The 18,077-nt window shown below is 55.3% G+C and carries 22 protein-coding genes, 1 pseudogene and 1 other annotated feature; of the genes and pseudogenes, 14 read left to right on the forward strand and 9 right to left on the reverse strand.

Features of this window, described 5'->3' with window-relative positions; all coding sequences use genetic code 11:
• Positions 1-2 precede the first annotated feature (2 nt).
• The 5 genes from rluB to rnm form a co-directional block, all read right to left on the reverse strand.
• Positions 3-881, reverse strand: a complete 879-nt coding sequence (gene rluB, locus GNG27_RS13120; RefSeq protein ID WP_142489810.1) for a 23S rRNA pseudouridine(2605) synthase RluB — start codon at positions 879-881, stop codon at positions 3-5.
• Positions 882-1,157: 276 nt separating this feature from the next.
• Positions 1,158-1,649, reverse strand: a complete 492-nt coding sequence (locus tag GNG27_RS13125) for a type VI secretion system tube protein TssD (protein ID WP_156263962.1) — start codon at positions 1,647-1,649, stop codon at positions 1,158-1,160.
• A gap of 248 nt (positions 1,650-1,897) precedes the next feature.
• Complete coding sequence (locus GNG27_RS13130; RefSeq protein WP_156263963.1) at positions 1,898-2,419, reverse strand: DUF2778 domain-containing protein; 522 nt, start codon at positions 2,417-2,419, stop codon at positions 1,898-1,900.
• 198 nt (positions 2,420-2,617) lie between these two features.
• Positions 2,618-3,238, reverse strand: a complete 621-nt coding sequence (locus tag GNG27_RS13135) for an L-threonylcarbamoyladenylate synthase (protein ID WP_142489813.1) — start codon at positions 3,236-3,238, stop codon at positions 2,618-2,620.
• Entirely contained in the window at positions 3,235-4,116 is an 882-nt protein-coding gene (gene rnm, locus GNG27_RS13140) for an RNase AM (RefSeq protein WP_142489814.1), read from the reverse strand. The genes GNG27_RS13135 and rnm overlap by 4 nt, the downstream gene beginning before the upstream one ends.
• 138 nt (positions 4,117-4,254) lie before the next feature.
• Here rnm and trpL point away from each other — a divergent pair, with 138 nt between their 5' ends.
• From trpL to GNG27_RS13185, 9 genes are all read left to right on the forward strand, one after another.
• On the forward strand, positions 4,255-4,299 hold the full coding sequence (gene trpL / locus GNG27_RS23880) for a trp operon leader peptide (RefSeq protein WP_106993556.1): 45 nt from the start codon (positions 4,255-4,257) through the stop codon (positions 4,297-4,299).
• Positions 4,276-4,370 (forward strand) — a sequence feature (Trp leader region). It overlaps the preceding gene by 24 nt.
• A gap of 24 nt (positions 4,371-4,394) precedes the next feature.
• The gene (locus GNG27_RS13150; protein WP_142489815.1) at positions 4,395-5,957 is read left to right on the forward strand and encodes an anthranilate synthase component 1; all 1,563 of its coding nucleotides are present in this window, start codon (positions 4,395-4,397) and stop codon (positions 5,955-5,957) included.
• Positions 5,957-7,552, forward strand: coding sequence for a bifunctional anthranilate synthase glutamate amidotransferase component TrpG/anthranilate phosphoribosyltransferase TrpD (trpD, locus tag GNG27_RS13155; protein ID WP_142489816.1), 1,596 nt, complete (start codon positions 5,957-5,959; stop codon positions 7,550-7,552). Before GNG27_RS13150 ends, trpD begins: the two co-directional genes overlap by 1 nt.
• Before the next feature lie 3 nt (positions 7,553-7,555).
• Positions 7,556-8,914: a bifunctional indole-3-glycerol-phosphate synthase TrpC/phosphoribosylanthranilate isomerase TrpF gene (gene trpCF / locus GNG27_RS13160; protein WP_156263964.1), complete on the forward strand. Its 1,359-nt coding sequence runs from the start codon at positions 7,556-7,558 to the stop codon at positions 8,912-8,914.
• A gap of 10 nt (positions 8,915-8,924) precedes the next feature.
• Positions 8,925-10,118 carry a tryptophan synthase subunit beta gene (trpB, locus tag GNG27_RS13165; protein WP_156263965.1) on the forward strand — a complete coding sequence of 398 codons (1,194 nt, stop codon included), beginning with the start codon at positions 8,925-8,927 and terminating at the stop codon, positions 10,116-10,118.
• Positions 10,118-10,927, forward strand: a complete 810-nt coding sequence (gene trpA / locus GNG27_RS13170) for a tryptophan synthase subunit alpha (protein WP_142489819.1) — start codon at positions 10,118-10,120, stop codon at positions 10,925-10,927. Before trpB ends, trpA begins: the two co-directional genes overlap by 1 nt.
• 156 nt (positions 10,928-11,083) lie before the next feature.
• Complete coding sequence (gene yedE / locus GNG27_RS13175) at positions 11,084-12,295, forward strand: selenium metabolism membrane protein YedE/FdhT (RefSeq protein WP_156263966.1); 1,212 nt, start codon at positions 11,084-11,086, stop codon at positions 12,293-12,295.
• Positions 12,292-12,525: a sulfurtransferase-like selenium metabolism protein YedF gene (gene yedF, locus GNG27_RS13180; RefSeq protein WP_039030671.1), complete on the forward strand. Its 234-nt coding sequence runs from the start codon at positions 12,292-12,294 to the stop codon at positions 12,523-12,525. Before yedE ends, yedF begins: the two co-directional genes overlap by 4 nt.
• A 106-nt stretch (positions 12,526-12,631) precedes the next feature.
• Positions 12,632-12,904, forward strand: a complete 273-nt coding sequence (locus tag GNG27_RS13185) for a YqjD family protein (protein ID WP_103179906.1) — start codon at positions 12,632-12,634, stop codon at positions 12,902-12,904.
• A gap of 31 nt (positions 12,905-12,935) precedes the next feature.
• Here GNG27_RS13185 and ompW read toward each other — a convergent pair whose 3' ends face one another.
• Entirely contained in the window at positions 12,936-13,568 is a 633-nt protein-coding gene (ompW, locus tag GNG27_RS13190; RefSeq protein ID WP_156263967.1) for an outer membrane protein OmpW, read from the reverse strand.
• A gap of 225 nt (positions 13,569-13,793) precedes the next feature.
• On the opposite strand from ompW, the pseudogene GNG27_RS13195 reads away from it, so the two are divergent.
• From GNG27_RS13195 to yciA, 4 genes and pseudogenes are all read left to right on the forward strand, one after another.
• Positions 13,794-13,883 (forward strand): annotated as a pseudogene (locus GNG27_RS13195) (YkgJ family cysteine cluster protein); the annotation flags it as partial.
• A 25-nt stretch (positions 13,884-13,908) separates the two neighbouring features.
• On the forward strand, positions 13,909-14,652 hold the full coding sequence (locus GNG27_RS13200) for a YciC family protein (RefSeq protein ID WP_142489822.1): 744 nt from the start codon (positions 13,909-13,911) through the stop codon (positions 14,650-14,652).
• A gap of 56 nt (positions 14,653-14,708) precedes the next feature.
• Positions 14,709-15,248 carry a septation protein A gene (locus tag GNG27_RS13205; RefSeq protein WP_142489823.1) on the forward strand — a complete coding sequence of 180 codons (540 nt, stop codon included), beginning with the start codon at positions 14,709-14,711 and terminating at the stop codon, positions 15,246-15,248.
• A gap of 104 nt (positions 15,249-15,352) precedes the next feature.
• A complete protein-coding gene (yciA, locus tag GNG27_RS13210; RefSeq protein WP_156263968.1) occupies positions 15,353-15,748 on the forward strand; it encodes an acyl-CoA thioester hydrolase YciA in 396 nt (131 codons plus the stop codon).
• Positions 15,749-15,790: 42 nt separating this feature from the next.
• Here yciA and tonB read toward each other — a convergent pair whose 3' ends face one another.
• Positions 15,791-16,522, reverse strand: a complete 732-nt coding sequence (tonB, locus tag GNG27_RS13215; RefSeq protein WP_156265141.1) for a TonB system transport protein TonB — start codon at positions 16,520-16,522, stop codon at positions 15,791-15,793.
• Positions 16,523-16,743: 221 nt separating this feature from the next.
• Between tonB and GNG27_RS13220 the strand changes: the two genes are divergently transcribed.
• A complete protein-coding gene (locus tag GNG27_RS13220; RefSeq protein WP_032611245.1) occupies positions 16,744-17,040 on the forward strand; it encodes a YciI family protein in 297 nt (98 codons plus the stop codon).
• Between the two features lie 35 nt (positions 17,041-17,075).
• On the opposite strand, the gene leuE is transcribed toward GNG27_RS13220, so the two are convergent.
• Both leuE and GNG27_RS13230 read right to left on the reverse strand, forming a co-directional pair.
• Positions 17,076-17,711: a leucine efflux protein LeuE gene (gene leuE, locus GNG27_RS13225; RefSeq protein WP_156263969.1), complete on the reverse strand. Its 636-nt coding sequence runs from the start codon at positions 17,709-17,711 to the stop codon at positions 17,076-17,078.
• Between the two features lie 70 nt (positions 17,712-17,781).
• On the reverse strand, positions 17,782-17,955 hold the full coding sequence (locus GNG27_RS13230; protein ID WP_098946243.1) for a YciY family protein: 174 nt from the start codon (positions 17,953-17,955) through the stop codon (positions 17,782-17,784).
• Positions 17,956-18,077 lie beyond the last annotated feature (122 nt).

Raw genomic sequence — 18,077 nt, forward strand, 5'->3', positions numbered from 1 at the left:
TTTTAGCCGTTGTTGTTACGGCTGCCAGAGCGACGATTATTGCCGCTGACCTGGCTGTGACGTTTGACCGCCCGACGGATCTGGTTCGCTTTCATACGACGACGATCTTTTTCCACCGCCACTTTCGAGGTGGTTTCCGGCGTCAGCTGCACCAGCTCACGCAGGTAGTTGGTCTGGGTTAAATCCAGCTCGGTATAGCCACCACGCGGCAGCCCTTTCGGCAGCAGGATGTCACCGTAACGCACGCGGATCAGACGGCTAACCTGCACGCCAACGGCTTCCCACAGACGACGCACCTCGCGGTTACGGCCTTCGGTCAGGGTCACGTTGTACCACTGGTTAATGCCCTCACCACCGGTAAACTTGATGGTTTTAAAGGCGGCCGGGCCATCTTCGAGCTGTACGCCGCGGGACAGATCGCGGATTTTGTTATCGTCAACTTCGCCAAACACGCGAACCGCGTATTCACGCTCCACTTCACGGCTTGGGTGCATCAGACGGTTTGCCAGCTCACCGTCGGTGGTGAACAGCAACAGACCGCAGGTGTTCACATCCAGACGACCTACAGCGATCCAGCGCGCACCGCGCAGTTTTGGCAGGCGGTCGAACACGGTCGGACGGCCTTCCGGATCGTTACGGGTGCAAAGCTCGCCTTCCGGCTTGTAATAGGCCAGCACGCGGCAAATTTGCTCGGCAGACTCTTTCACCGAGATCAGGTGGCCGTCGATACGAATTTTCAGGCCTGGCACGATTTCCACACGGTCACCCAGGGTGGCGATTTTACCGTCCACACTGACACGACCTGCTTCGATAATGGTTTCGATTTCACGGCGTGAACCGTGGCCGGCGCGGGCCAGCACTTTCTGTAATTTCTCGCTCATTGAGCTTCCTTCAGGTGTCGCCTTCACAGGCGTCTGGGATACTTTCAAAAACAACGAGTTAAGTTTAGTTAGACCTTAACTCACTGATCTGCAACTCTTTCATAGTACACATAATGGCGGACAATGTGTCACACCCAGTGATTCATGGCCGCACATACTACATGAATTTTAGACTAAATGATTCAACAAGTTTTGTGCAGCAGCGTTCTGGCATGGATAACCTGAAGCAAACCCATCGGATCGGCTCTCTCGTACAGATGGGGCCGTCAGATTTCGTTATGCTGTAGGGCGTTCATTCCAGGCGTCGGTATGCTGAATGTTGCCATCCACTATGCGCCAGGTGATCTTCTCATATTGGATACTGATGCTTTCTACGTGGTTCATTTTATCGTTTCCCGACAGTTTAACGTTAGGTACAGCGCAATTAACCCCGGTGATCTTCACGTTTTCCATCAACACCGTGTAATAGCAGACTTCCTGCCCGGCATCGTTGATATGATAAAACTTGATTTCCGCACTTTTCAGCGTCTGGCCTGTAGATGCTGCTTTATAAAGGTAGGGCGTAGAGCTATCCACTTCCTTTTCAATCATTATGGAGGAGTGCTGGCGCGTACCGGTAATTTTACCGTTGGCACTGTCTACAGGCAGGTTAATTCCGTGACTTAACCCGATTATCTCTATACTTCCTTCGCGATCTTCAACGTCAACAGATCCTTTAATATCTGCGCCGCCATCGTCTTTCAACCACATATACGGAGGGATTGGCATTTTATTTGCTCCTTAATTTTTTGAGTAACTTCATTGTTATAACATAGATAAATATAACGATAGGCAATATAGTGATTATATGAATGTAAAAATAAAGGTCATAAAAATTATCTGCACCAATTTCGTCAGGTCCATAAATAATATGAGCAATACGTGTTGCCACATTATCGTTAATCCAGAGTTCAGGATCACCTATCATGCGGCCTACAACCACAAATAGTGTAATAAAGTAAATGGTTTTAATTATCCTACGTACAAATGTTTTTATAGTCACCAGCTACTACCTCCACCCATCCTCGCGCCATCAACGACCGCATACAGGGCACCTGAACAAGAGATGTATTCATAAGCGCATTATGAATCATTGCAAAATCAGAAGCATGAGCGATTGTTATACAGCCTTTTGAAGAAGTGCCTGGATGCAGCCGGAAGCTACCGCGCTTAACACCGTCTATCCATGTTTCATCGTCGATTCCCCAATCATCTCGCCACAACGCAAACCAATCCGATCTACCAAATGCGCTGATACTAATTGCTCTCCGGGTTGAATCAATAATTTCGCGTTTCTTTTGCGAAAACCAGTTCCCCTCCTGCCGATCCACAATCCAGTATTTGCCGGGAGGAAGTGGGCCATTGTCAGGAATATTTCGACACCCCCCATTGTTACGGCATATTCCTTTACCCGAGTGCGCCATAAACACACCCACGCCGTACAGATTAAAAGGCGCATAGTCTGCCCCGTTCAGAATTAACGTTCCTTGTAACGCCATAGATAATCCTCTTTATCTGTAAATATGTGTTCTATTATCGTACATCCGCATATTCAGACAGGATGAGACTATTCCGGCAAAAGAATAACTTTCAGATAATAATAAGATTTTTAATACAGAGCGGAAGAAACGAAGCGTTAATATCAGGGCCATTATATAAGCTAATAAAATGGCCCCATAAGAAAGGAAACTACATCATTACAGAAAAGGTTTAACGTCCCCCACCCCTTCACGCAACACAACCGGGGCATCTTCCGTTAAATCGATCACCGTGGTCGGCTGTTGACCGAGATAACCGCCGTGAATAATCAGTTCCACCTGCTTCTCCAGACGGTCTTTGATCTCATCCGGATCGGATTCGGTAAAGTCGCTACCTGGCAGCATCAGTGAGGTCGAGAGCATCGGCTCGCCAAGGGTCTCCAGCAGCGCCTGGGCAATCGGGTTCGACGGTACGCGCATCCCGATGGTTTTGCGTTTTTCCTGTAGCAGGCGACGCGGCACCTCTTTCGTCCCTTTAAGGATAAAGGTGTAGTTGCCCGGGGTGTTATTTTTAATCAAGCGAAACGCCACGTTATCCACGTAGGAGTAGGTCGATAACTCAGAGAGATCGCGGCACATCAGAGTGAAGTTATGCCCGTTGGGGATGTGACGGATCCGGCAAATGCGTTCCATCGCGTTTTTGTCTTCAATCTTACAACCCAGCGCGTAACCCGAATCGGTTGGATAGACGATAACCCCGCCCTTACGCACGATCTCCACGGCCTGATTAATCAAACGCGGCTGCGGATTGTCAGGATGGATATAAAAAAATTGGCTCATACTTCCCTCTCTTCAATTGGCGTTGGCTGCTCCCAGAGTTGCCACACCGGCTCGACGCCTGCGGGTAACCAGAGCTTGCGTCCCAGCTCGATCCAGGGGCAAGGCTGATGAAAATCAGAACCCTGGGAGCCAAGGAGGCCGTACTGGCGGGCATACTCAGCCAGTTGACTGCGCTCGTTGGGCGCCTGCTGACACTGCGCGACTTCCATCGCGTCCCCGCCGTGTTCGGCAAAGTAGGCCAGCAGACGTTTCAGCCATTTGGCGGAAAGATCGTACCGCCCAGGATGGGCCAGCACCGCCTTACCGCCAGAATGATGAATGACATCAATAGCTTGTTCTATTGTACACCACTGGGGAGGAACGTATCCGGTTTTCCCCCGTGCAAGGTATTTTTTAAACACATCCGCAATATTATTTGCCTTCCCGGCCTCAACCAGAAAACGGGCAAAGTGCGCCCGGGTCACCGCGCCGCCTTTGGCCAGACGCAGCGCGCCTTCCCAGGCACCGGGAATATGGGCTTTATCCAGCCTTTCGGCGATCAGTTCTGCGCGCAGCACGCGACGCGCCTTCTGTTCATCCAGAAACGTGCGCATAGCCGGGTTCTCAATATCGATATTCAGCCCGACAATATGGATCTCATGATTTTCCCAGACGGTAGAAATTTCCACGCCTGCTATCAGTGTAAGCGGCAATTCACTGCGGGCAATTTCCGCCCGCGCGGCCGCAATGGCCTCGGTGGTATCGTGATCGGTGATTGCCAGCGTACCGACGCGCATCTCATGGGCGCGATGGACAAGATCTTCGGGCGTAAGCAGGCCGTCAGAGGCCTGGGTGTGGCTGTGTAAGTCGTAAATCACTGCGTAATTCGTGTCGCTCAAAGCGGCTCCCGTCACTCATCTTCAATATCTGCGCCGCCATAATAGCGGTATGTGGTGAAATTCTGAAATCCGGGGGTTGACATTACGCCATCGAACTAGTTAACTAGTACGCAAGTTCACTCAACGAGGTATCTGAAAATGACCGCACATTTTACTCTGCATGGCTGGTGGCGCACTTCCTGATTATCGGGCAGTGTCGTACGTCTGCGTCATGCAAACAGATACCTGGCCCGCCACTGAGCGGGCTTTTTTATGAACAGAATAAAGAGAACAACATAATGCAAACAGCCAAACCGACCCTCGAACTGCTGACCCGTGAGGCGGCGTATCGCCACAATCCTACCGCCCTGTTCCATCAGGTCTGCGGCGCGCGCCCTGCCACGCTGCTGCTGGAGTCTGCGGATATCGACAGTAAGGATGACCTGAAAAGCCTGTTGCTGGTCGACAGCGCGCTGCGCATCACCGCCCTGGGCAACACCGTCACCCTGCAGGCGCTCTCTGAAAACGGCGCAGCGCTGCTCTGTTTGCTGGATGACGTGCTGCCGGCAGGCATCGAGAATGAACATCGCCCGGACCAGCGGATCCTGCACTTTCCACCGGTCAGCCAGCTGCTGGACGAAGATGCCCGCCTCTGCTCGCTGTCGGTGTTTGATGCCTTCCGCCTGCTGCAAAATCTGGTGAACGTGCCGGAGCATGAGCGCGAAGCGATGTTCTTCGGCGGGCTGTTTGCCTATGACCTGGTCGCCGGTTTCGAGGAGCTGCCGGAGCTTGAACAAGGCAACCGCTGCCCGGACTACTGCTTCTACCTGGCAGAAACCTTACTGGTGATCGACCACCAGAAAAAATACACCCGCATTCAGGCCAGCCTGTTTACGCCGTTACTGGCGGAGAAACAGCGCCTTGAACAGCGTATCGCGCAGCTGCAGGAGCAAATGAATGAAGCCCCACCGGAGCTGCCGGTGCAGCGCGTGGAGCAGATGCATTGTGATGTCAGCCAGACGGACGATGAGTACGGCGTGGTGGTTCGCCAGATGCAGAAAGCGATTCGCGCGGGTGAAATTTTCCAGGTGGTGCCCTCCCGTCGCTTCTCCCTGCCCTGCCCGTCTCCGCTGGCGGCCTACGACGTGCTGAAGAAGAGCAATCCCAGCCCGTACATGTTCTTTATGCAGGATAACGATTTTACGCTGTTCGGCGCTTCGCCGGAGAGCTCCCTGAAGTACGACGCCACCAGCCGCCAGATTGAAATCTATCCGATTGCCGGTACCCGCCCACGCGGTCGTCGCGCCGACGGTTCTCTGGATCGCGATCTCGACAGCCGTATCGAGCTGGAGATGCGCACCGACCAGAAAGAGATGTCCGAGCACCTGATGCTGGTGGATCTGGCGCGTAACGACCTGGCGCGCATCTGCACCCCGGGCAGTCGCTACGTAGCCGACTTAACCAAAGTGGACCGCTACTCTTTCGTGATGCACCTTGTCTCCCGCGTGGTCGGCGAGCTGCGTCAGGATTTGGATGTGCTGCACGCCTACCGCGCCTGCATGAACATGGGCACCCTCAGCGGGGCGCCGAAAGTCCGTGCCATGCAGCTTATCGCCCAGGCCGAAGGTCGCCGTCGCGGCAGCTACGGCGGTGCGGTGGGTTACTTCACCGCCCACGGCGATCTGGATACCTGCATCGTGATCCGCTCCGCCTACGTTGAAGAAGGCATCGCCACCGTCCAGGCCGGCGCAGGCATTGTGCTCGACTCGGTTCCGCAGTCTGAAGCTGACGAAACCCGCAATAAGGCCCGCGCGGTACTGCGCGCGATTGCGACCGCCCATCACGCACAGGAGATTTTCTGATGGCTGACATTCTGCTGCTCGATAATATCGACTCATTTACCTATAACCTGGCGGATCAGCTGCGTGCTAACGGTCACAACGTGGTCATTTACCGTAACCATGTCCCGGCCCAGACCTTAATCGACCGTCTGGCCACCATGCAAAACCCGGTGCTGATGCTCTCCCCTGGCCCGGGTGCGCCGAGCGAAGCGGGCTGTATGCCGGAGCTGTTAACCCGTATGCGCGGCAAGCTGCCCATCATCGGCATCTGTCTGGGTCATCAGGCGATTGTTGAGGCCTACGGCGGTTACGTCGGCCAGGCCGGTGAGATCCTGCACGGGAAAGCTTCCAGCATTGAACATGACGGCCAGGCGATGTTTGCCGGGCTGATGAACCCGCTGCCGGTGGCGCGCTATCACTCGCTGGTGGGCAGCAATATCCCGGCGGGCCTGACCATCAATGCCCATTACAACGGGATGGTGATGGCGGTGCGCCACGATGCAGACCGGGTATGCGGTATGCAGTTCCACCCGGAATCCATTCTGACTTCCCAGGGCGCACGCCTGCTGGAACAGACACTCAACTGGGCGCTGCAGAAGCTGGAGCAGACCAACAGCCTGCAGCCGATTCTGGAAAAACTCTATCAGGCGCAGACCCTGAGCCAGCAGGAGAGCCACCAGCTGTTCTCCGCCGTGGTGCGCGGGGAGCTGAAGCCCGAGCAGCTGGCCGCCGCGCTGGTGAGTATGAAAGTGCGCGGCGAGCAGCCGCAGGAGATCGCCGGTGCCGCAACTGCCCTGCTGGAAAATGCCGCCCCCTTCCCGCGCCCGGACTATCTGTTCGCGGATATCGTCGGGACCGGCGGCGACGGCAGCAACAGTATCAATATCTCCACTGCCAGCGCTTTTGTGGCCGCAGCCTGTGGGCTGAAGGTGGCGAAGCACGGCAATCGCAGCGTCTCAAGCCGTTCCGGTTCGTCGGATCTGCTGGCCGCCTTCGGCATCAACCTGGACATGAACGCGGAGAAATCCCGTGATGCGCTGGACGAACTGGGCGTCTGCTTCCTCTTCGCGCCTAAGTATCACACCGGATTCCGTCACGCGATGCCGGTGCGTCAGCAGCTGAAAACCCGCACCCTGTTTAACGTGCTGGGCCCGCTGATCAACCCGGCGCATCCGCCGCTGGCGCTAATTGGTGTCTACAGCCCAGAGCTGGTGCTGCCGATTGCCGAAACCCTGCGCGTGCTCGGTTATCAGCGCGCCGCGGTGGTGCACAGCGGCGGGATGGATGAAGTCTCCCTGCATGCGCCAACGCTGGTGGCAGAGCTGAATAACGGCGAAATCAAAAGCTATCAGCTTGAAGCGGCAGACTTTGGCTTAACGCCGTATCACCAGGAGCAGCTGGCAGGCGGCACCCCGGAAGAAAACCGTGACATTCTGACGCGCCTGTTACAAGGTAAAGGTGAGCCTGCGCATGAGGCCGCTGTGGCCGCTAACGTCGCCATGCTGATGCGTCTGCACGGCGACGAAGATCTCCAGGTCAACGTGCAAAAAGTGATGGATGTGCTGCGCTCTGGCGCAGCCTACGACCGAGTGACCGCACTTGCGGCAAGAGGGTAAACAATGCAGACCGTATTAGCGAAAATCGTTGCCGATAAGGCCATCTGGGTTGAAGCCCGTAAAGAGCAGCAACCGCTCGCCAGTTTCCAGAATGAGGTGGTGCCGAGCAGCCGTCGTTTTTATGACGCCCTGCGGGGTGCGCGCACCGCGTTTATCCTGGAGTGCAAAAAGGCCTCCCCGTCGAAAGGGGTGATCCGCGATGATTTCGACCCGGCACAGATCGCCGCCATCTATAAGCACCACGCTTCGGCCATTTCCGTGCTGACCGATGAGAAATATTTTCAGGGCAGCTTTGATTTTCTGCCGATCGTCAGCGGGATCGCCCCGCAGCCGATTTTGTGCAAAGACTTTATTATCGACCCGTACCAAATCTGGCTGGCGCGCTTTTATCAGGCCGACGCCTGTCTGCTGATGCTCTCGGTGCTGGATGATGAGCAGTACCGTCAGCTTGCCGCGGTGGCGCACAGCCTGAACATGGGCGTGCTGACCGAAGTGAGCAACGAAGAGGAGCTGGAGCGCGCCATCGCCCTGGAGGCGAAGGTGGTAGGTATAAATAACCGCGACCTGCGCGATCTCTCTATCGACCTCAACCGTACCCGCCAGCTCGCGCCGCGTCTGGGGGCTGGTGTGACGGTCATCAGCGAGTCCGGCATCAACAGTTATGCCCAGGTCCGCGAGCTGAGCCACTTCGCCAACGGCTTCCTGATTGGTTCGGCGATGATGGAGCAGGCCGATCTCAGCGCGGCGGTGCGTCGCGTCCTGCTGGGTGAGAACAAGGTCTGCGGCCTGACGCGTCCTCAGGATGCCGCTGCGGCCCATGAAGCGGGCGCGATTTACGGCGGGCTGATTTTCGTTGAGTCTTCCCCACGCAACGTCAGCGAAACCCAGGCGCGGGAGGTGATCGCCGCCGCGCCACTGCAATATGTGGGCGTATTCCGCAATGCGGCCATAGAGAATGTGGTAGCCCTTGCTGGTCAGCTTTCGCTCGCTGCCGTTCAGCTGCATGGCAGCGAAGATCAGAACTATATCGATGCCCTGCGTGAAACACTGAACCCGCAGGTGCAAATCTGGAAAGCGCTGAGCGTGGGCGAGACCCTGCCGCCACACACGCTGCAACATATCGATAAATATGTTCTGGATAATGGCCAGGGCGGGACCGGGCAGCGCTTTGACTGGTCGCTGCTCAACGGCGAGAAGCTGGACAACGTCCTGCTCGCCGGGGGCTTAAGCCCGGATAACTGCGTTGAAGCCGCCAAATCAGGCTGCGCAGGTCTTGATTTCAATTCAGGCGTTGAGTCGCAGCCGGGCATCAAAGATGCTGGCAAGCTGGCTTCGGTGTTCAAAACGCTGCGTGCATATTAAGGAAGAGAAAATGACCACATTATTAAACCCTTACTTTGGCGAATTCGGCGGTATGTATGTGCCGCAGATCCTGATGCCCGCCCTGCGCCAGCTGGAAGAGGCGTTCGTGAGCGCGCAAAAAGATCCGCTCTTCCAGGCTGAATTTACCGACCTGCTGAAAAACTATGCCGGCCGTCCGACGGCCCTGACCAAATGCCGCAACCTGACCGAAGGCACGAACACCATGCTGTATCTGAAGCGTGAAGATCTGCTCCACGGCGGTGCGCATAAGACCAACCAGGTACTGGGTCAGGCCCTGCTGGCAAAACGGATGGGTAAAACCGAAATTATCGCCGAAACCGGTGCCGGCCAGCATGGAGTTGCCTCGGCCCTGGCCAGCGCCCTGCTCGGCCTGAAATGCCGCATCTACATGGGTGCCAAAGACGTTGAGCGTCAGTCGCCGAACGTCTTCCGTATGCGTCTGATGGGCGCGGAAGTGATCCCGGTGCACAGCGGCTCGGCGACTCTGAAAGATGCCTGTAACGAGGCGCTGCGCGACTGGTCCGGTAACTATGAAAATGCCCACTATATGCTGGGTACCGCCGCGGGCCCGCACCCGTTCCCGACCATCGTGCGCGAATTCCAGCGCATGATCGGCGAAGAGACCAAAGCGCAGATCCTTGAAAAAGAGGGACGTCTGCCGGATGCGGTGATCGCCTGCGTGGGCGGCGGCTCTAACGCCATCGGTATGTTTGCCGATTTCATCGACGACACCAGCGTAGGGCTGGTTGGCGTTGAGCCTGCCGGTCATGGGATTGAAACTGGCGAGCACGGTGCGCCGCTGAAGCATGGCCGCGTGGGGATCTATTTCGGCATGAAAGCGCCGATGATGCAGACCGACGAAGGGCAGATTGAAGAGTCGTACTCCATCTCTGCCGGGCTGGATTTCCCGTCCGTCGGGCCACAGCATGCGTACCTGAACAGCATCGGTCGCGCCGAGTATGTGTCGATCACCGATGACGAAGCGCTGGAAGCATTCAAAACCCTGTGCCGTAAAGAGGGGATTATTCCGGCTCTGGAGTCCTCTCACGCGCTGGCCCATGCCCTGAAAATGATCAAAGACAACCCGGAAAAAGAGCAGCTGCTGGTGGTGAACCTTTCCGGTCGCGGTGATAAAGACATCTTTACCGTTCACGATATTCTGAAAGCACGAGGGGAAATTTGATGGAACGTTACGATAACGTGTTTGCTGAGCTGAAAGCCCGCAAGGAAGGCGCCTTTGTTCCCTTCGTCACCCTGGGGGATCCGTCTCCTGAGCAGTCGCTGAAAATTATCGACACCCTGATAGAAGCCGGTGCTGATGCGCTGGAGCTGGGCATTCCCTTCTCCGATCCGCTGGCCGATGGCCCGACCATCCAGGCCGCTACGCTGCGCGCCTTCGCCGCAGGCGTGACCCCGACCCAGTGCTTTGAGCTGCTGGCGACGATTCGCCAGAAATACCCGACCATTCCTATCGGCCTGCTGATGTACGCCAACCTGGTGTTTAACCGCGGCATCGACGAGTTCTACGCCGAGTGCGCACGCGTGGGGGTGGATTCGGTGCTGGTGGCCGATGTGCCGGTCGAAGAGTCAGCCCCGTTCCGCCAGGCGGCGATGCGTCATAACGTCGCGCCAATCTTTATCTGCCCGCCGAACGCCGACGACGAACTGCTGCGCCAGATCGCCTCCCACGGTCGCGGATATACCTACCTGCTGTCGCGCGCTGGAGTGACGGGTGCGGAGAACAAAGCCGCCCTGCCGCTGCATCATCTGGTGGAGAAGCTGGCGGAGTATAATGCTGCACCGCCGCTGCAGGGCTTTGGCATTTCGGCCCCGGAGCAGGTCTCTGCGGCGCTGGGTGCCGGTGCTGCCGGTGCGATTTCCGGTTCGGCGATCGTGAAAATTATCGAGAACAACGTCAATACGCCTGACAAAATGCTGAGCGAGCTGAAAAGCTTCGCCAGCGCCATGAAGGCGGCGACCCGTCCACAATAACAGTAACGCCGTCTGGTTTTGCCAGACGGCGTCCTGCGTAAATTGATCCCTTCGAGCTTTAATGCATTTAACGCTGGTCAAATGTGTTTCCCGGCGTATTATCCCCCCGTCCTGTAGTTCTTCCTTCTTAAACCTTCTGAGTTCAGAGGCTTATCTATGTCGTGGCAACACTTTAAACAGGCTTATTTAATTAAGTTCTGGTCTCCCGTTCCTGCGGTTATCGCAGCAGGTATTCTCTCCACCTACTATTTCGGCATCACCGGCACCTTCTGGGCCGTGACCGGCGAATTCACCCGCTGGGGCGGTCAGCTCCTGCAGCTGGCGGGGGTTCACACCGAAGAGTGGGGCTACTTTGAACTGATTCACCTTGAAGGGACCCCGCTCACCCGTATCGACGGCATGATGATCATTGGCATGTTCGGGGGCTGTTTTGCCGCGGCGCTGTGGGCCAATAACGTGAAACTGCGCATGCCGCAGAGCCGGATCCGCATCGCCCAGGCGGTTGTCGGGGGTATCATCGCCGGGTTTGGCGCGCGACTGGCGATGGGCTGTAATCTGGCCGCCTTTTTCACCGGCATTCCGCAGTTCTCACTCCACGCCTGGTTCTTTGCCCTGGCCACCGCCGTGGGCTCGTACTTTGGCGCACGCTTTACGCTGCTGCCCCTGTTCCGTATTCCGATCAAAATGCAAAAGGTAAGTTCCGCTTCGCCGCTGACGCAGAAGCCGGATCAGGCCCGCCGCCGCTTTCGCCTCGGGATGCTGGTCTTCTTCGGCATGCTGGCCTGGGCGCTCTGTACCGCGCTGGATCAGCCCAAACTCGGGCTGGCGATGCTGTTCGGCGTCGGCTTTGGCCTGCTGATTGAGCGGGCACAGATCTGTTTTACCTCGGCATTTCGCGACATGTGGATAACCGGACGCACGATGATGGCAAAAGCGATCATCGCCGGGATGGCGGTAAGCGCCATCGGCATTTTCAGCTACGTCCAGCTGGGCGTGGCGCCCAAAATCATGTGGGCAGGCCCGAACGCTATTATCGGCGGGCTGCTGTTTGGCTTCGGTATCGTGCTGGCGGGCGGCTGCGAAACGGGCTGGATGTACCGCGCGGTGGAAGGCCAGGTCCACTACTGGTGGGTCGGTCTGGGTAACGTGCTGGGCTCCACCCTGCTGGCTTACTACTGGGATGATTTTGCGCCAGCGCTGGCGACCAACTGGGACAAGGTCAATCTTCTCAACACCTTTGGTCCGCTCGGCGGGTTGCTGGTGACCTATCTGATGCTGTTAATCGCCTTTTTACTGGTACTGGCGCAGGAGAAACGCTTCTTCCGTCGCGCTGCCGTGAAAACTGAATTACGTGAGGAAGCCGCATGAAAGAGATCGTTCCCGATTACCGCCTCGATATGGTAGGTGAGCCTTGCCCCTACCCGGCTGTCGCTACCCTTGAAGCGATGCCGCAGCTGAAAAAAGGCGAGATCCTCGAGGTGGTGAGCGACTGTCCGCAATCCATCAACAATATTCCACTGGATGCCAAAAACCACGGTTATACGGTGCTGGATATTCAACAGGATGGGCCGACCATCCGTTATTTGATTCAAAAATAATAAGGGGGTGGCGACAGGCCACCCCTTTTTTTAAGTATTAATCCCATTTTCTTCAGGATATCCCCAAGGAGTCTATGCTTTACATTGACTACAAAAGGAGAACGTTATGTCAGACCAAAATCTTGATAATGATGCACAATATGCAGGTGAAAAAGCGAAGAACAAACTGGATGAATTCGCCGGTGCTGCACAGCAGCAGTTTGGCGAGGCCGTTGATTCGCCAAAACATCAGTTGAAGGGTGCCGGGCGTAAATATGCTGCTCAGGCCAGTGACGTTGTTACTGACGTTACCGACGCGGTTAAAAATAATCCCCTTACCGGCCTCATTGCCGCAGGTGCGGTGGGTATTGTCCTCGGCCTGTTGCTGGGTCGTAAATAAATAATGAAGGCCCTGCGGGGCCTTCTTCTCTTCAGAAACGATATCCCGCCGAGAACATGAACACCCACGGGTCCAGACGGGTGCTGATATTCTGCTGCTGATCGCCCGCCTTAAAGCGCACTTCGGTGTCAATGTCCATATACCAGACCGACATGTTAATCAGCCAGTCGCGGTTGATGAGGTAATCCAATCCTACCTGCCCCGCCGCGCCCCATGAGTCTTTCAGGCTCAGGTCGGAAAGGCCCGCCGCTTTACCCGTGTCGTTAAACTTCTCATCAAAGAAGGTGGTGTAGTTAACCCCGGCGCCAACATAGGGGCGAACCTTACTACCGGCATCGCCGAAATACCACTGGGCCATCAGGGTGGGCGGCAGGTGGTGAACCGTGGCGATATTCCCGGTTGGGCCTGTACCTACCTTGTGGCGAAACGGCGTCGCCGCCAGCAGTTCAACGCCGACGTTGTCGGTAGCCATCCAGGTAAAGGTCATCCCAGCCTGGGTATTGTTACTGACGTTAAAGCCGCCCAAACCCAGAACATTGTCCGAGCCTTCCGTCGGACGTACCGTGGCGGACCCCAGGCGGAAAAAGAACTCGCCTGCTTCGTGGGCAACTGCGCCGCCGGATAAACTGCTCAGAATCAGTGCTGCCACTGCTGCTTTTTTCATATCCATTCCCTCGTTATGGTTTTATTGGAGAACGGAATATACCCATAAATGATTACTAAGTGATCTCACTCAGATCACATTAGATTCAGTGATTTAACATTCATTGATCTAAATTAATTTTTTCAACTTCTGGCAAAAATTGGTAGTTAGTGCCTGGATCAATTTTGTCGTTTCAGGCGAATAAAGCGCAGCGTGATATCAACCGCGCAAAATTAGAGCGACGCATTACGGGCGCTTTACAAAGATATGCTTTTCCATACAAGCCTTGATACTGCCACCGGGCAGTTATCCAGGGTACAATTGCCCGCTAATTAACACCTGCAATACTCAAGGAGAGTGCATGTCTATCACGGCGAAGTCTGTCTACCGTGACACGGGGAATTTCTTCCGCAATCAGTTCATTACCTTTTTACTGATCGCCTTGTTGTGCGCATTAATCACGGTGGTACTTGGTCACGCCTTTTCGCCGAGTGAGGAGCAGATTGCCAGCCTGAGTCAGGGCGATCAGATCGCCAGCAGCGTCGGGCTGTTTGAGATGGTGCAGAATATGACGCCAGAGCAGCAGCAGATCCTGTTGCGCGCCTCTGCCGCGACCACCTTTTCCGGTTTGATTGGCAATGCCATTCTCGCAGGTGGCGTACTCTTAATGATCCAGCTGGTTTCTGCCGGACAACGCGTCAGCGCCCTGCGGGCGATTGGTGCCAGCGCACCGCTGCTGCCAAAACTGTTTATCCTGATCTTTTTAACCACCATGCTGGTGCAATTAGGGATTATGCTGGTTGTGGTGCCGGGGGTGCTGTTAGCGATTGTGCTCGCCTTTGCGCCGATTATGGTGGTGCAGGACAGAATGGGCATTTTTGTCGCCATGCGTAGCAGCATTCGTCTGGCATGGTCTAATATGCGTCTGGTTGCTCCGGCGGTGATGAGCTGGCTGCTGGCTAAAACCTTGCTGCTGCTATTTGCCCCGAACCTGGCCGTACTGACCCCCAACGTCGGCGCTATAGTGGCAAATACGGTGAGCAACCTGATTTCAGCGGTATTGCTCGTCTACTTGTTCCGCCTGTATACGTTAATTCGTCAGTAATTTTTCTGACGGCCCGGGCAACACGCGCGGGCCGTCGCAGATGATGGAATCGAAGAATGAAGCAGTTTCTTGATTTTTTACCCCTGGTTGTCTTTTTTGCCTTCTACAAGCTGTATGACATCTATGCGGCAACCACCGCCCTGATCGTCGCCACCGCGATAGTGCTGATCTACAGCTGGGTGCGCTACCGCAAGGTCGAAAAGATGGCCTTGATCACCTTTGTGCTGGTGGCCTTTTTCGGCGGGTTGACCGTCTTTTTCCACAACGATGAGTTCATCAAGTGGAAAGTGACCGTCATCTACGTGCTGTTTGCCGGTGCCCTGCTGTTCAGCCAGTGGGTGATGAAAAAGCCGCTCATCCAGCGCATGCTGGGTAAAGAGCTGGCCCTGCCGCAGAGCGTCTGGTCGCGCCTGAATATCGCCTGGGCGGTATTCTTTATTCTCTGCGGTCTGGCGAATATCTATATCGCCTTCTGGCTGCCGCAGAATATCTGGGTCAACTTCAAAGTCTTTGGTCTGACCGCCTTAACGCTGATTTTCACCCTGTTGAGCGGTATCTACATCTATCGCCATATGCCGCAGGACGACAAGCAGTAATCCTCCCGCCAGGCTTTAACAGCCTGGCGTTTTCTTCTGTTCTCTCTGGCTGTAAATCATAGTAGCATCCCGCCTGAAGTCCTCCGTAATGAGTAGAGTCCATAATGACAACAACGAACGCCCCACAGGGCGAACTGGTTTTACGCACACTTGCAATGCCCGCCGACACCAATGCGAACGGCGATATTTTTGGCGGCTGGCTGATGTCGCAGATGGATATGGGTGGGGCGATCCTCGCCAAAGAGATTGCGCATGGCCGCGTGGTGACGGTCCGGGTCGAGGGCATGACTTTTCTGCGCCCTGTAGCGGTCGGGGATGTCGTCTGCTGTTACGCACGTTGCGTAAAACGTGGGAATACCTCGGTATCGATCAACATTGAGGTGTGGGTGAAAAAGGTCTCTTCTGAGCCTATCGGCCAGCGTTATAAAGCGACCGAAGCGCTGTTTATTTATGTCGCGGTGGATAACGACGGGAAACCACGTCCTCTGCCGCAGGTCTGACAATCAGGCCAAAAAAAAGCCTCCGTCAGGAGGCTTTTTTATTTATTCCATCTGTGCCCCGCCGTTGAGGCGGAAAACGATATTCACGATCAGGCCGCTGCCTGGCTTACCGGTTTCGTAGCGCCATTTGCGCATCGCGGTTTTCACATCCCGTTCAAACATATTCGATGGCTGTGCGGAAAGGATTTGGACATTATCCACCCGCCCGTCTGCGGTCACGTCAAACTTCACGCGAACGCGTCCTTCAATGCGTAACGCCTGCGCCCGCGCCGGATATACCGGCTGATTACGGCTCAGCGCACGCGGGCCGGAAGGGGCCGTGACGACCGGCTTAGCGGTAGCTGGCGAAGAATTCATCACCGGGCGAGCCGGAGCCGCGTTCGTCACCGGCTGGGTGGTGCGCGGTTCAACCGGGCGCTCTTCACGCTTCGGACGCTCTTCCACCTTTTTCACCGGTTTTGGTTTCGGCTTAGGTTTTGGTTTTGGCTTGGGTTCCGGCTTATGGATCACCACTGGCGCTTCTTTGGGCGGTTCAGGAACGATTTCGGGTTCCGGTTCCGGCTCGGGTTCTGCAACAGGTTCTGGTGGTGGTGCGACCTGCACGGGCTCCAGCTCCGCAGGTGTTACCATGGTCACAGAAATCGGCTGCGCGGGCGCTGGCATTTCAATAACCTGATGTACCGATGTGTAAAGCAGACCCGCCACGACGGCTCCGTGAATACCGACGGACAATAGCGTCGGCCAGGGAAAGCGGCGAGGGAGTTCAAGGGTCATTGAAGTCATAATCGTTTCAGTTAAAAAGCCAGGCCCTGATTTTAAATGCAAATAGCAATCATATTCAATAAGCCAGTTAAACTTCGCCCGAATTAACCGTTCAGCTGGCGAAAAAAGGCACGTAGTGAGCAGGGTTTTAACAATGTCGCTATCTTTGCATTGCAGTCCCCTGCACTTTCACATAACGTAATTCACACTTTTATTGGTTTAGGAGCTCCGCCGTGCTTTATGTGATTTTTGCTGCAGATGTTGCTGATTCTCTTGAAAAACGTCTCTCCGTGCGCCCTGCCCATCTTGCGCGCTTACAGCTGCTGCATGACGAAGGCAGATTACTCACCGCAGGGCCGATGCCCGCTGTGGACAGCAACGATCCGGGTGCGGCCGGCTTTACCGGCTCGACGGTGATTGCCGAGTTTGAATCGCTGGAAGCAGCGCAGGCATGGGCGCAGGACGATCCGTATGTGGCCGCTGGGGTGTACGATAACGTCGTGGTGAAGCCGTTTAAAAAAGTTTTCTAGGATAAAAAAGGCTCCTTATCAGGAGCCTTTTCTCGTTAGTGCAGCGACGCCAGCCGCGCCGCGAAGCCCACAAACAGCAAACCTATCAAGCCATTCCCCAGCTTCGCCAGTTTCTTTTTAGTCTTCAGGTAGCGGGTGACAAACGCCCCGGAGAAAATCAGGAAGCTCATGTAGATAAAGCTGATGACCTCCAGCGTGACCGCGAGGATCATAAAGGCGACACCGGTGTTTTTCGCCTGAACATCAATAAACTGCACAAAGAACGAGACATAAAACAGGATCGCTTTCGGGTTGGTCATACTTAGCACCAGCGAGCGTTTCATGATGGCTTTTGCCGGCTCGATACCACCGGCTTCGCCCTGCTGTTTATGCCGGATCACCGACCAGAGCATCTTGCCGCCCAGCCATAACAGATAGAATGCCCCGAGATAGCGCACGACATTAAACAGTACCGGGGTGGTCTGGATCAGTGCAGCAACCCCGGCCCATGCCAGGAACATCAGCACCGCATCGCCGATAAACACGCCGCTGGCGGCCAGATAGCCCTTTTTCACACCGTGACCAATACCGGTTTTTAAGACGAATAAGGTATTTGGGCCCGGAACCAGAACAATGAAAATGGCTCCAACAACGTAGGTCCAGAAATTAAGCACACCAAAATCCGCAAACACTTCATCCTCCTTTTCGAAATAGCGAATCTTTAAAAAACATCGGGCACCTCAGAGGGTGCCCTTGTGTCGTTCAGTAATCCTGAACGGCGAACAGCAACGCATTGCGATGACGGTTCATACTGCATTTTCTGATGGCGTGGATACGCATATTACGGCGGGATTGTGCTTCCAGCCAACGCGCTTTGCGACGACCTGTCTGTCGCAACATGCGCCAGCGCCCTACTTCTGTTCTACTGCGCTTCATGTTAACAACTCTTCCCAAAACAGAGCGCTCATTATAGACCCTTGCCTGCGGCAAACCAGCGCTTTTATCTGCCGTTTTTATTTGCCAGAAAAATCCTGACGCGTAAACTCTTAACAATACGC

This window comes from Leclercia sp. 119287, from assembly GCF_009734485.1.
Taxonomy (GTDB): domain Bacteria; phylum Pseudomonadota; class Gammaproteobacteria; order Enterobacterales; family Enterobacteriaceae; genus Enterobacter; species Enterobacter adecarboxylatus_C.

Coding starts and splice junctions, on each gene's coding strand:
- GNG27_RS13125 (WP_156263962.1), bottom strand. CDS start 1,649: ATGCCAATCCCTCCGTATATGTGGTTGAAAGACGATGGCGGCGCAGAT.
- trpB (WP_156263965.1), top strand. CDS start 8,925: ATGACCACATTATTAAACCCTTACTTTGGCGAATTCGGCGGTATGTAT.
- yciA (WP_156263968.1), top strand. CDS start 15,353: ATGACAACAACGAACGCCCCACAGGGCGAACTGGTTTTACGCACACTT.
- GNG27_RS13130 (WP_156263963.1), bottom strand. CDS start 2,419: ATGGCGTTACAAGGAACGTTAATTCTGAACGGGGCAGACTATGCGCCT.
- GNG27_RS13135 (WP_142489813.1), bottom strand. CDS start 3,238: ATGAGCCAATTTTTTTATATCCATCCTGACAATCCGCAGCCGCGTTTG.
- GNG27_RS13185 (WP_103179906.1), top strand. CDS start 12,632: ATGTCAGACCAAAATCTTGATAATGATGCACAATATGCAGGTGAAAAA.
- tonB (WP_156265141.1), bottom strand. CDS start 16,522: ATGACCCTTGAACTCCCTCGCCGCTTTCCCTGGCCGACGCTATTGTCC.
- trpCF (WP_156263964.1), top strand. CDS start 7,556: ATGCAGACCGTATTAGCGAAAATCGTTGCCGATAAGGCCATCTGGGTT.
- GNG27_RS13205 (WP_142489823.1), top strand. CDS start 14,709: ATGAAGCAGTTTCTTGATTTTTTACCCCTGGTTGTCTTTTTTGCCTTC.
- yedE (WP_156263966.1), top strand. CDS start 11,084: ATGTCGTGGCAACACTTTAAACAGGCTTATTTAATTAAGTTCTGGTCT.
- GNG27_RS13230 (WP_098946243.1), bottom strand. CDS start 17,955: ATGAAGCGCAGTAGAACAGAAGTAGGGCGCTGGCGCATGTTGCGACAG.
- GNG27_RS13200 (WP_142489822.1), top strand. CDS start 13,909: ATGTCTATCACGGCGAAGTCTGTCTACCGTGACACGGGGAATTTCTTC.
- rluB (WP_142489810.1), bottom strand. CDS start 881: ATGAGCGAGAAATTACAGAAAGTGCTGGCCCGCGCCGGCCACGGTTCA.
- trpD (WP_142489816.1), top strand. CDS start 5,957: ATGGCTGACATTCTGCTGCTCGATAATATCGACTCATTTACCTATAAC.
- ompW (WP_156263967.1), bottom strand. CDS start 13,568: ATGAAAAAAGCAGCAGTGGCAGCACTGATTCTGAGCAGTTTATCCGGC.
- trpA (WP_142489819.1), top strand. CDS start 10,118: ATGGAACGTTACGATAACGTGTTTGCTGAGCTGAAAGCCCGCAAGGAA.
- yedF (WP_039030671.1), top strand. CDS start 12,292: ATGAAAGAGATCGTTCCCGATTACCGCCTCGATATGGTAGGTGAGCCT.
- GNG27_RS13150 (WP_142489815.1), top strand. CDS start 4,395: ATGCAAACAGCCAAACCGACCCTCGAACTGCTGACCCGTGAGGCGGCG.